The sequence below is a fragment of the Pseudomonas sp. Z1-29 genome (assembly GCF_051131995.1).
Taxonomy (GTDB): Bacteria; Pseudomonadota; Gammaproteobacteria; order Pseudomonadales; family Pseudomonadaceae; genus Aquipseudomonas.
Genome location: NZ_CP071645.1, coordinates 227,971 through 240,052, shown reverse-complemented (window position 1 = coordinate 240,052; position 12,082 = coordinate 227,971). Strand labels below are relative to the sequence as shown.

Below are 12,082 nucleotides of genomic sequence, written 5' to 3'. Positions count from 1 at the left end.
TTGACGGTTTTTCACCTTAAAAACGAACGTTAGACCCAAATCCCGTCCGCATCCTGAGGGAAAGTAACAAAAGCGGCAATTGAAGATGATGTGCAGCGTCACAAGTCGGACAGAGCAGCACAAATCTCAGAGCCTGTTAAAATGCCGGCCCATTTCGCAAACGACTCCCTGAACCCTGTCATGTCCCGACTCAATCCCCGGCAGCAAGAAGCCGTGAACTATGTCGGCGGCCCTCTTTTGGTGCTCGCCGGTGCAGGCTCCGGCAAGACCAGCGTGATCACCCGCAAGATCGCGCACCTGATCCAGAATTGCGGCATCCGCGCCCAGTACATCGTCGCGATGACTTTCACCAACAAGGCCGCGCGGGAAATGAAGGAACGGGTCGGCGGTCTGTTGCGCGCCGGCGAAGGCCGTGGCCTGACGGTCTGTACGTTCCACAACCTGGGCCTGAACATCATTCGCAAGGAACACGCGCGACTTGGCTACAAGCCGGGCTTCTCGATTTTCGACGAGACCGACGTCAAGGCCTTGATGACCGACATCATGCAGAAGGAATACTCGGGCGACGACGGCGTCGACGAGATCAAGAACATGATCGGCGCCTGGAAAAACGACCTGATCCTGCCGCCCGAAGCCCTGGAGAACGCCCGCAACCCCAAGGAACAGACCGCCGCCATCGTCTACGCCCACTACCAGCGCACCCTCAAGGCCTTCAACGCGGTGGACTTCGACGACCTGATCCTGCTGCCGGTCAAGCTGTTCCAGGACCACGCCGACATCCTTGAGAAATGGCAGAACAAAGTCCGTTACCTATTAGTGGACGAATATCAGGACACCAACGCCAGCCAGTATCTGCTGGTGAAACTGCTGATCGGCAAACGCAACCAGTTCACCGTGGTCGGCGACGATGACCAGTCGATCTACGCCTGGCGCGGCGCGCGGCCGGAAAACCTGATGTTGCTCAAGGAAGACTACCCATCGCTCAAGGTGGTGATGCTGGAGCAGAACTATCGCTCCACCAGCCGCATCCTGCGCTGCGCCAACGTGCTGATCTCCAACAACCCCCACGAATTCGAAAAGCAGCTGTGGAGCGAAATGGGCCACGGCGACGAGATCCGTGTGATCCGTTGCCGCAACGAAGACGCCGAAGCCGAGCGCGTGGCCATGGAAATCCTCAGCCTGCACCTGCGCACCGACCGGCCCTACAGCGATTTTGCGATCCTCTATCGCGGCAACTACCAGGCCAAGCTGATCGAGCTGAAGTTGCAGCATCACCAGATCCCCTATCGTCTGTCGGGGGGCAACAGCTTCTTCGGACGCCAGGAAGTGAAGGACCTGATGGCCTACTTCCGCCTGATCGTGAACCCGGACGACGATAATGCATTCTTGCGGGTGATCAACGTGCCACGCCGGGAAATCGGTTCGACCACCCTGGAAAAACTCGGCAACTACGCCACCGAGCGCAAGATCTCGATGTACGCCGCCACCGATGAAATCGGCTTGGGCGAACACCTGGACAGCCGCTTCACCGACCGCCTGGCGCGCTTCAAGCGCTTCATGGACAAGGTCCGCGAGCAGTGTGCCGGCGAAGACCCGATCGCGGCGCTGCGCAGCATGGTCATGGACATCGACTATGAAAACTGGCTGCGCACCAACAGTTCCAGTGACAAGGCCGCTGACTACCGCATGGGCAACGTCTGGTTCCTGATCGAAGCGCTGAAAAACACTTTGGAAAAGGATGAAGACGGCGACATGACCGTCGAGGACGCCATCGGCAAGCTCGTTTTGCGGGATATGCTCGAGCGGCAGCAGGAAGAGGAAGAAGGCGCCGAAGGCGTGCAGATGATGACGCTGCACGCCTCCAAGGGCCTGGAATTTCCCTACGTGTTCATCATGGGCATGGAGGAGGAAATCCTCCCGCACCGCTCCAGCATCGAAGCCGACACTATTGAAGAAGAACGGCGCCTGGCCTACGTCGGGATTACCCGGGCGCGCCAGACGCTGGCCTTCACCTTCGCCGCCAAGCGCAAGCAGTACGGCGAAGTCATCGACTGCGCCCCGAGCCGTTTTCTTGATGAGCTGCCGCCGGACGATCTGGCCTGGGAAGGCAATGACGACACGCCGACGGAAGTCAAAGCCGTTCGCGGCAACAGCGCCCTGGCGGATATACGCGCGATGTTGAAGCGCTAGAATCGATTATTTTTTACTGACTTCAGGCGCCGACGCGTCATCAGAGGAGGCTTCATGGAAGCCCTGCACCAGAAAATTCGTGAACAAGGCATCGTGCTTTCCGATCAGGTCCTGAAGGTTGATGCGTTCCTCAACCACCAGATCGACCCGCAGTTGATGAAGCTGATCGGCGACGAATTCGCCGCGCTGTTCAAGGATTCGGGCATCACCAAGATCGTCACCATCGAGGCCTCGGGCATCGCCCCGGCGATCATGACCGGGCTGAACCTTGGCGTGCCGGTGATCTTCGCGCGCAAACAGCAGTCGCTGACCCTGACGGAGAACCTGTTGTCCGCCACCGTGTATTCGTTCACCAAGAAGACCGAAAGCACCGTCGCCATCAGCCCGCGCCACCTGACCAGCAGCGACCGAGTGCTGATCATCGATGACTTCCTGGCCAACGGCAAAGCCTCCCAGGCGCTGATTTCCATCATCAAGCAGGCCGGCGCTACCGTGGCCGGGCTGGGCATCGTGATCGAGAAAGCCTTCCAGGGTGGCCGCGCTGAGCTGGATGCCCAGGGCTACCGCGTCGAGTCGTTGGCGCGGGTGAAATCGCTGGCGGGTGGGGTAGTGACGTTCATCGACTGATCTCCCATATCCTCTGTGGGAGCGAGCTTGCTCGCGATAGCGGTCTGTCAGACACATTTTATTTAGCAGATACACCGCCATCGCGAGCAAGCTCGCTCCCACAGGGGTCAGGTTGCTGTTTGTTGCACGGTCGCCTTCAGCCCCGCCAGCAGCAACCGCTGGGCCAACTCTTCCTTCAGCCCCTCCGGGCTCGTCAGCTGCATCCGTTCCAGATGCCCGGCAAACTCCCAAGGCTCCGGTGCATCCAGCGCGGCCTTGCCCAACTCCAGGATCTCGGTGAGCTTGAACTTGCTCTTGAGCCAGTTCAGCGCCCGCAGCAGATCCCGCTCCAGCCCATCGAAATCGCAGCCCAACGGATACTCCGGGAACAGATTGGGATGCCGCGCCTGGATCGCCTGCAAACGCTCCGACGTGTTGTCGGCGAAACGTGGGTCGAGACGGAAATCCTTCGGCAATTTGCCGGCGCTTTGGGCCTGCTCGATCAGCCCCGGTTGGAAGCGTGAATCGCTGATGTTGAGCAATGCCTCGATCACCGCCGCGTCGGTCTTGCCGCGCAGGTCGGCAATGCCGTACTCGGTCACGACGATGTCCCGCAGGTGCCGGGGAATCGTGCAATGACCGTATTCCCAGACGATGTTGGAGCTGACCACGCCGCCTGACTCGCGCCAACTGCGCAGCAGCAGGATCGAGCGCGCCCCTTCCAGCGCATGCCCCTGGGCAACAAAGTTGTATTGCCCACCCACACCGCTGAGCACCCGCCCGTCTTCCAATTGGTCAGCCACCCCGGCGCCCATCAGCGTCATGGTGAACACCGTGTTGATGAACCGCGCATCAAGCCGCTGCAGGCGCTTGAGTTGTTCTTGGCCGTACAGCTCGTTGATGTAGCTGATGCGCGTCATGTTGAATTCGAAGCGCCGGCTCTGCGGCAACTCGCGCAGGCGCTCGTAGAAACTGCCCGGGCCGAGGAAGAACCCGCCATGGATGCAAATGCCGTCGGGTTGCACCGCCTCGTCGAGTGTCCCGGCGTTCGCCTGCTCCTGGGTCGGCTCATCGGGATAGACCTTGCGCCGGATAATCCCGGCCTCCGCCAACACCAGCAAACCGTTGACGAACATTTCGCTGCAACCGTACAGCCCTTTGGCAAACGGCTCGGTCCCACCCTCTCGCTCGATCAACTGCGCCCACTGGCTGAGATTCAGGTCCGCCAGCAACGCCTGGTAACCGGCGTTATCGGCCTGGCGCGCCAACAGCGCCGCCGTCAACGCATCGCCCATGGAGCCGATGCCGATCTGCAACGTACCGCCATCACGTACCAGGGTGCTGGCATGCAGGCCGATCAAATGGTCCTGGAACCCCACCGGCATGTTCGGCGTGGAGAACAGCGTGTGGCTGTCCTTCTCGTCGATCAGCAGGTCGAAATCGTCAATGCCGATTTCCGCATCACCGGGCATGTAGGGCAATTCGCTGTGGACCTGCCCAACCATGAGGATGGTCTCCCCCGTCTCGCGTCGCCTGGCAATCATCGGCAAAAGGTCCAGGGTGATGTCCGGGTTGCAGCTCAGGCTCAGGCGATCCGGATGTTCCGGGTCGCTCGCCACCAATTGCGCAATCAGGTTCAGGCCGGCCGCGTTGATGTCCCGCGCCGCGTGGCTGTAGTTGCTGCTGACGTAGTCCTGCTGCGCCGCTGCACTGTGCAGCAGGCTGCCGGGCTGCATGAAGAATTGCTGCACGCGGATGTTTGCCGGCAGGCTGTCGCGCTGCAGATCGGCAAGGTAATCGAGTTCGGGATAGTCGCCGAAGACCCGTTCGACGAAGGGCTCGAGGAAACGCTTCTGCAAACCGTCGCCCAGGCTCGGTCGACCCAGGCTCAACGCCGTGTAGATAGTCAGCTGCCGCTCGGGCAGTTGGGCGATGCGCCGGTACAGCGCGTTGGCGAACAGGTTGGGCTTGCCCAGCCCCAATGGCATGCCCAGGTGGATATGCGCGGGCAAGCGCTCGAGCACGTCATCCACTGCCTGTTCGATTGAACACAACTGCACCATCCGACCCTCCGGGACATTCCTTGAATGTGGGTTGGACCGAGCTTGCCGGGTCTTGGTTGCGATGAACAGCCCTGGGAAAAATTCCAGGCGCAAAAAAGCCGCTCGAAAGCGGCTTTTTCGTGAAAGATGCTGGCGAATTACAGGCCGGACATCTCTTTGATGGCGCCCTTGAGCTCATCATCGGAGCAGTCGGCGCAAGTGCCTTTGGGCGGCATGGCGTTTACGCCAGTAATAGCCTTGGCCAGGATGCCGTCGAGGCCGCCCTGGTGATCGGCGCGCTCTTTCCAGGCCGCCTTGTCACCGATTTTCGGAGCGCCCAGCAGGCCAGTGCCGTGGCAGGCGTTGCAATGCTTGGCAATGACGTCTTTGGGTGCCTTGGCACCGCCTGCGCCGCCGGCTGCAGTGGCCACTTCCATGCCTTTGCATTCCTTGCCCTGAACACAAACCTGGCCAACGGGTTCAAGGCGCTTGGCGATTTCGTCGTTCGGCGCCGCTTGAGCGCTCGCAGCCCATAGGGCCAATACGGTTGCTGGTGCAGCCAGCATTTTCATAATTAGGTTCACGCGTACACCCTCAATGGTGGCTAGTCACGCCTGCGGCCACGGTTTGCAGGCGGGCGCAAGTATAGCGGTAAGCCTGTCACTCTGAAACAACCCCAAAGTCACAAGGGTCTTGTTTGTCATGACAGCCCAACATGCGGGCGCCTGTGGCGTGCGGGCCTGGCGCCTCTTGGTCTAGAAATTCGCCGGAGTGGCTGCGCTGATCAGTCGCGCCGGCACGTCGAACGGATTGCGGAAACGATGTGGCTTGGTACTTTCAAAATAGTAGCTGTCGCCGGCCTCGAGCACGAAGGTTTCTGCGCCCACCACCAGTTCCAGTCGCCCTTCCACCAGGATCCCGGTTTCCTCGCCCTCGTGGGTGAGCATTTCGTCACCGGTGTCGGCGCCAGGCGGATAGATTTCGTTCAGGAAGGCAATCGCCCGGCTCGGATGCGCCCGGCCCACCAGTTTCATGGTCACGGCGCCGTCGGAGATGTCGATCAGTTCGTTGGCTTTATAGACGATCTGGGTCGGTTTCTCCTGGAGGATCTCTTCGGAGAAAAACTCGACCATGGACATGGGAATCCCGCCAAGGACCTTGCGCAGCGAGCTGATCGAGGGGCTCACGCTGTTTTTCTCGATCATCGAAATAGTGCTGTTGGTGACGCCCGCGCGCTTGGCGAGTTCACGCTGGGAAAGGCCTTTGAGTTTACGAATGGATTGCAGTCGTTCACCGACGTCCAATGCTGGAGCCTCCAGGGAATCAGGTTGTGTGGAAAGTGAGCGTTATCATGGCGACAGCGTTCAGTATTTACAACACTTTGACCCGAATCCTGTGCGGTGAAGCGACTTCCGGTATGCGTCGCCTGGTCTCAGGTCCCGGAATAGAGCCGTGGGACACGTCGCAGGTTGCAGAATATCTGGTAAGGAATCGTGTCGGCGGCCTGCGCCACATCGCTGGCGAGAATGCTCTTGCCCCAGAGTTCGACGGTCGAGCCGAGCCCGGCCTGGGGAATATGGCTCAGGTCGACACACAGCATGTCCATCGAGACCCGCCCGACCAGCTGGCTGCGCTGGCCATCCACCAGCACTGGCGTACCGTTGGGCGCCTGGCGCGGGTAACCGTCGGCATACCCCATGGCAACCACGCCGACCCGGGTCGGCTGGGCGGTGACGAAACGGGCACCGTAGCCCACCGGCTCGCCGGCGGGAAGCTCGCGCACGCTGATGATCTTCGACTCCAGGGTCATCACCGGTTGCAGGCGCGAAGCCATGGCATTGGCTTCGTCGAAGGGTGTCGCGCCGTACAGCATGATGCCCGGCCGCACCCAGTCGCTCGGTATCTGCGGCCAACCCAGCACCGCGGGCGAGTTGCGCAGGCTGACCTCAGCCACCAGGCCCTGGCGGGCCTGCTCGAATACCGCCAATTGTTGGAGGCTGCTCGGGTCGTGCAGCTCGTCGGCGCGGGCGAAGTGGCTCATCAGGACGATTTTCGCCACGTTGCCACTCGCCAGCAGGCGACGATAGGCCGATTGATAATCGGCCGGATGCAAACCGACCCGATGCATGCCCGAGTCGAGCTTGAGCCAGACCGTGATCGGCTTGCCCAGCGTCGCGCGCTCTATCGCTTCTAGCTGCCACAACGCATGCACGACACACCAGAAGTCGTGCTCGACGATCAATGCCAGCTCATCGGCCTCGAAGAACCCTTCCAGCAACAGGATCGGCCCACGTATACCACCGGCCCGCAGTTCCAGGGCCTCTTCAATGCAGGCCACGGCGAACCCATCCGCCGTCTCCTGCAAAGCCTCGGCGCAGCGCACCGCGCCATGCCCGTAGGCGTCGGCCTTGATCACTGCAAGGGCCTTGGTCCCAGTAACTTCACGGGCCAGTTGGTAGTTATGACGCAGGGCTTGGAGATCGATCAGGGCACGGGCAGGACGCATGGCGGCAGGCTTCTAGGCGGTCATGGGTAAAAAAACCGGCGACGGCTGACGGCATCAGCCATCAACGGCGCCGGGAGAGGGAGCTTTTTGACAGTTGTCAGGGCAGCGCGGCCACCACGGACAGCTCGACCAGGATCTGCGGTTCGCACAACTTGGCCTCGACAGTGGCGCGGGCCGGGGCGACGCCCTTGGGCAGCCATTTGTCCCACACCGCATTCATGCCTTGAAAATGGGCGTCGATGTCCTTCAGGTAGATCGTCACCGACAGCAGGCGGCTCTTGTCGGTCCCGGCCAGGTCCAGCAGACGCTCGATATTTGCCAAGGTCTCGCGGGTCTGCTGCTCGATGCCGGCGCTCATGTCGTCGCCGACCTGCCCGGCCAGGTAAACGGTGCCGTTGTGCACAACGACCTGACTCATGCGGTCATTGGTGAGCTGGCGCTGGATTGCCATGTTTAGCGGACTCCTGAGGTTTGCTGCCATAACGGGAAATATCGAGGCCTTCGGCGCTGATCTGCGGCTTTTTCTTCGCCATCAGGTCCGCCAGAAGGCGACCGGAACCACAGGCCATGGTCCACCCGAGGGTGCCGTGGCCGGTATTGAGGAACAGATTCTTGAACGGCGTGGCGCCGACTATCGGCGTGCCGTCCGGGGTGGTCGGGCGCAGGCCGGTCCAGAAACTGGCCTGGGCCAGGTCGCCGCCCTGAGGATAAAGGTCGTTGACGATCATCTCCAGGGTTTCACGCCGACGCGGGTTGAGCGAGAGGTCAAAACCGGCGATTTCCGCCATGCCGCCGACGCGAATCCGGTTGTCGAACCGGGTGATCGCAACCTTGTAGGTTTCGTCGAGGATGGTCGAGGTCGGCGCCATCGCCGCATTGGTGATCGGCACGGTCAGGGAATAGCCCTTGAGTGGATACACCGGCGCGCGGATACCCAGCGGCTTGAGCAGTTGCGGTGAGTAGCTGCCCAAGGCCAGGACGTAACGGTCGGCGGTTTCGAGCTTGCCGTCGATCCAGACGCCATTGATGCGATCCCCGGCAAAATCCAGGCGCTCGATGTTCTGGTCGAAGCGAAATTGTACGCCGAGCTTCACGGCCATTTCCGCGAGGCGCGTGGTAAACATCTGGCAATCGCCGGTCTGGTCATTGGGCAGGCGCAGCGCACCGGCCAGGATGTCGGTGACATTGGCCAGGGCCGGTTCGACCCGGGCGATGCCTTCGCGATCGAGCACTTCAAACGGCACGCCCGACTCCTTGAGCACGGCGATGTCCTTGGCCGCGCCATCGAGCTGGGCCTGGGTGCGGAACAATTGGGTAGTCCCCAGGCTGCGACCTTCGTAGGCAATGCCGGTTTCGGCGCGCAATTCGTCGAGGCAGTCACGGCTGTACTCGGACAGGCGGACCATGCGCTCCTTGTTGATCGCGTAGCGGCTGGCGGTGCAGTTGCGCAGCATCTGCGCCATCCACAGGTACTGGTCGATGTCGGCGGTGGCCTTGATTGCCAGCGGCGCGTGACGCTGCAGCAGCCACTTGATGGCCTTGAGTGGCACACCCGGCGCAGCCCACGGCGAGGCGTAGCCCGGCGATACCTGGCCAGCGTTGGCGAAGCTGGTTTCCATGGCTGGCGCCGGCTGACGGTCGACCACCACCACTTCAAACCCGGCACGTGCCAGATAGTAAGCACTGACGGTACCGATGACGCCGCTACCCAAGACCAAGACGCGCATGTTGAAACCCTCATCGCGGATAACCGCTGACGTTTGTTATACAAAGCTTAGATGCGCGCAGTGTAAAAAAGATCAGCCAGTGCTTTTCACTATATAAATGCCTATATTTGGCGAGAATTCTCGGCAAAAACCCTTTTCACGGAGGCGCATCACCTGTGCGTACCAATACCCAGACCAAACGCGAGCTGGACAAGATCGACCGCAACATCCTGCGCATCCTCCAGGCCGACGGGCGAATTTCTTTCACCGAGCTGGGGGAAAAGGTCGGGCTTTCCACCACGCCTTGCACCGAGCGGGTGCGACGGCTGGAGCGCGAGGGGATCATCATGGGCTACAACGCCCGGCTCAATCCGCAGCACTTGAAGGGCAGCCTGCTGGTGTTCGTCGAAATCAGCCTCGACTATAAATCCGGCGACACGTTCGAAGAGTTCCGACGTGCCGTGCTGAAGTTGCCTCACGTACTGGAATGCCACCTGGTGTCGGGGGATTTCGACTATCTGGTGAAGGCGCGAATTTCCGAGATGGCCTCGTACCGCAAGCTGCTGGGCGACATCCTGCTCAAGCTGCCCCACGTTCGTGAGTCCAAGAGCTACATCGTGATGGAGGAAGTGAAGGAGAGCCTGAACCTGCCGATTCCGGATTGAGCCCGGCTCCAGAACACTTTCGCGAGCAGGCTCGCTCCCACGCAGGTAGGTGGCGAGCTTGTGGGAGCGAGCCTGTTCGCGAAAGCCGCGACCCGGTTTCCCTCGGCGGCTAGACCAACACCTGCCGAGTGCTGGCCATGTATGCATGAATCTGCTTCTCGACCCGCGGATGAATCAGCTCAACCGGCCGCCGCCCATTAGGGCATGGCAAGGTCGCGGTGGTGCCGAATAACCGGCAGATCAGCGGCCTTTCATCGTAGACCGTGCAACCGTTCGGCCCCAGGTGCACGCAATCGAGCGCCTCCAGGGCCGCGTCCTGTTCGGCGCGGCTCTTGCGTGGCAAACGAGCCATTTCTTCGGGCGAGGTGGTCACCGGACCACAGCAGTCATGACAGCCCGGTACGCACTCGAACGTAGGAATCTGCTGACGTAGCGTGCGGATTTTTTGACTGTTGCAGCTCATCGAGGCCATTACCGAATCGGGACAGCTGAGGATTCTGCCTTAAAAGCCCCATGCCAGACAGCGTCCGCCGACCAGTGTTGCCGACTGGGGAAAGCCCGGCTTATGCTCCGTAAAATTTCTCAAACGCAACAATCAGGATTACGCACATGAACGCCCGTGTTCAGCAACCTGTCCCGAGCCACGCGCACGCCGCCTCCTACTACGCCGCCAGCAGCCTGCCGCAGCCGGACCATCCGGTGCTGCAAGGCGAGTTGGTGGCGGATGTCTGCGTGGTGGGCGGCGGGTTCTCCGGGCTGAACACAGCCATCGAGCTGGCCGAGCGCGGCCTGAGTGTGGTGCTGCTTGAGGCTCATAAGATCGGTTGGGGCGCCAGCGGGCGGAACGGCGGCCAACTGATTCGCGGCGTGGGCCATGGTCTCGATCAGTTTGCGCCAATCGTGGGCACCGACGGCGTGCGTCAGATGAAATTGATGGGGCTCGAAGCGGTGGAAATCGTCCGCCAGCGGGTCGATCGTTTTCAGATTCCTTGCGACCTCACCTGGGGCTACTGCGACCTCGCCAACAAACCCGCCGATCTTCAGGGTTTCGCCGAGGATGCCGAAGAACTCCGCAGCCTGGGCTATCGCTACGAGACGCGACTGCTGCAAGCCGATGAAATGCACAGCGTGGTGGGCTCGGATCGCTATGTTGGTGGCCTGGTCGACATGGGCTCGGGCCACCTGCATCCGCTCAACCTGGCGTTGGGAGAGGCGGCCGCAGCGCAGCAACTGGGGGTCCGGCTGTTCGAACGATCGGCGGTGATACGCATCGACTACGGGCCACAGGTAAAAGTACACACCCAACAAGGCTCGGTCCGCGCCACGACACTGGTGCTGGGCTGCAATGCCTACCTCAACGGCCTGAACCAGGAGCTGAGCGGCAAAGTGCTGCCCGCTGGCAGCTATATCATTGCCACCGAACCGCTGAGCGAAGCGCAGGCAAACGCGCTGTTGCCACAGAACATGGCGGTCTGTGACCAGCGGGTGGCGCTGGATTACTACCGGCTTTCGGCGGATCGACGCTTGTTGTTTGGCGGGGCTTGTCACTATTCCGGCCGAGACCCGCAAGACATCGGCGCGTACATGCGGCCGAAAATGCTCAAGGTCTTCCCGCAACTGGCAGACGTGAAGATCGATTATCAATGGGGCGGGATGATCGGCATCGGCGCCAACCGCCTGCCGCAGCTCGGCCGGCTCAAGGATCAGCCCAACGTGTATTACGCCCAGGCCTATTCCGGTCATGGGGTGAATGCCACGCACCTGGCCGGCAAGTTGTTGGCCGAGGCTATCAGCGGCCAGCAGGGCGGTGGGTTCGACCTGTTTGCCAAGGTACCGCACATGACATTCCCGGGCGGCAAGCATTTGCGCTCGCCGCTGTTGGCGCTGGGTATGCTGTGGCACCGGTTGAAAGAATTGATCTGACCGTGGCGAGGGAGCTTGCTCCCGCAGGGTTGCGTAGCAGCCCTGAGATCCTGCGGTCGCTGCGCAACCGAGCGGGAGCAAGCTCCCTCGCCACAGGTTTATGTGATATCGCTTCAAAGCCGCCAGAACGGCTTCAACCCTTCCGCCCGGGCCTGCTCCCGGCTCAGGCCGATATCGCGCAACTGTTCGGTTGTCAGCTCCAACAAGGCCTTGCGTGTATGCAGACGATGCCAGAACAGGCCCCAGCGGCTCAAGCCGGACGGGGCATTGCGCAGCATGGCATCACGCAGCCCCTTTTCCTGCCCCGCCGCCAGTTCCTGACTGTGTAACGTCAGCCGTACATCGCTCAAGCCGTTCATTTTGATCGCTCCTGTTTACTTGGGTAGCCAGAGCTTTCATGATGCGCGGGCGGCCAGATTCAATACAGATTCAACCAATACCTTT

At 61.2% G+C, this 12,082-nt stretch carries 12 protein-coding genes; 4 read left to right on the top strand and 8 right to left on the bottom strand.

Going from position 1 to position 12,082, the window contains the following annotated elements:
• The first annotated feature begins 180 nt into the window (after window positions 1-180).
• Both rep and J3P84_RS01120 read left to right on the top strand, forming a co-directional pair.
• On the top strand, window positions 181-2,190 hold the full coding sequence (gene rep, locus J3P84_RS01125) for a DNA helicase Rep (protein WP_305497937.1): 2,010 nt from the start codon (window positions 181-183) through the stop codon (window positions 2,188-2,190).
• 54 nt (window positions 2,191-2,244) lie between these two features.
• Entirely contained in the window at window positions 2,245-2,817 is a 573-nt protein-coding gene (locus J3P84_RS01120; RefSeq protein ID WP_434627125.1) for a xanthine phosphoribosyltransferase, read from the top strand.
• 107 nt (window positions 2,818-2,924) lie between these two features.
• Here the strand turns inward: J3P84_RS01120 and J3P84_RS01115 are convergent, their stop codons facing one another.
• The 6 genes from J3P84_RS01115 to dadA form a co-directional block, all read right to left on the bottom strand.
• Window positions 2,925-4,859: an acetyl-CoA hydrolase/transferase C-terminal domain-containing protein gene (locus tag J3P84_RS01115; protein WP_434627123.1), complete on the bottom strand. Its 1,935-nt coding sequence runs from the start codon at window positions 4,857-4,859 to the stop codon at window positions 2,925-2,927.
• A 137-nt stretch (window positions 4,860-4,996) separates the two neighbouring features.
• The gene (locus J3P84_RS01110) at window positions 4,997-5,410 is read right to left on the bottom strand and encodes a c-type cytochrome (RefSeq protein WP_434574329.1); all 414 of its coding nucleotides are present in this window, start codon (window positions 5,408-5,410) and stop codon (window positions 4,997-4,999) included.
• A gap of 183 nt (window positions 5,411-5,593) precedes the next feature.
• Window positions 5,594-6,142, bottom strand: coding sequence for a cupin domain-containing protein (locus J3P84_RS01105; protein ID WP_030138196.1), 549 nt, complete (start codon window positions 6,140-6,142; stop codon window positions 5,594-5,596).
• Window positions 6,143-6,270: 128 nt separating this feature from the next.
• On the bottom strand, window positions 6,271-7,344 hold the full coding sequence (gene alr / locus J3P84_RS01100; protein WP_434627121.1) for an alanine racemase: 1,074 nt from the start codon (window positions 7,342-7,344) through the stop codon (window positions 6,271-6,273).
• Window positions 7,345-7,441: 97 nt separating this feature from the next.
• Complete coding sequence (locus J3P84_RS01095; protein ID WP_434602243.1) at window positions 7,442-7,795, bottom strand: RidA family protein; 354 nt, start codon at window positions 7,793-7,795, stop codon at window positions 7,442-7,444.
• Window positions 7,767-9,071, bottom strand: coding sequence for a D-amino acid dehydrogenase (gene dadA, locus J3P84_RS01090; RefSeq protein WP_434627119.1), 1,305 nt, complete (start codon window positions 9,069-9,071; stop codon window positions 7,767-7,769). Before dadA ends, J3P84_RS01095 begins: the two co-directional genes overlap by 29 nt.
• A 155-nt stretch (window positions 9,072-9,226) precedes the next feature.
• Between dadA and J3P84_RS01085 the strand changes: the two genes are divergently transcribed.
• Window positions 9,227-9,715 (top strand): Lrp/AsnC ligand binding domain-containing protein, encoded by a 489-nt coding sequence (locus tag J3P84_RS01085; RefSeq protein ID WP_003206849.1) that lies wholly within the window; start codon window positions 9,227-9,229, stop codon window positions 9,713-9,715.
• 109 nt (window positions 9,716-9,824) lie between these two features.
• On the opposite strand, the gene J3P84_RS01080 is transcribed toward J3P84_RS01085, so the two are convergent.
• The gene (locus J3P84_RS01080) at window positions 9,825-10,178 is read right to left on the bottom strand and encodes a YkgJ family cysteine cluster protein (RefSeq protein ID WP_434570927.1); all 354 of its coding nucleotides are present in this window, start codon (window positions 10,176-10,178) and stop codon (window positions 9,825-9,827) included.
• Window positions 10,179-10,324: 146 nt separating this feature from the next.
• Here J3P84_RS01080 and J3P84_RS01075 point away from each other — a divergent pair, with 146 nt between their 5' ends.
• Window positions 10,325-11,638, top strand: coding sequence for an NAD(P)/FAD-dependent oxidoreductase (locus J3P84_RS01075; RefSeq protein WP_434627117.1), 1,314 nt, complete (start codon window positions 10,325-10,327; stop codon window positions 11,636-11,638).
• A gap of 113 nt (window positions 11,639-11,751) precedes the next feature.
• Here the strand turns inward: J3P84_RS01075 and J3P84_RS01070 are convergent, their stop codons facing one another.
• A complete protein-coding gene (locus J3P84_RS01070) occupies window positions 11,752-11,997 on the bottom strand; it encodes a DUF1127 domain-containing protein (protein WP_305497928.1) in 246 nt (81 codons plus the stop codon).
• Window positions 11,998-12,082: the final 85 nt, after the last annotated feature.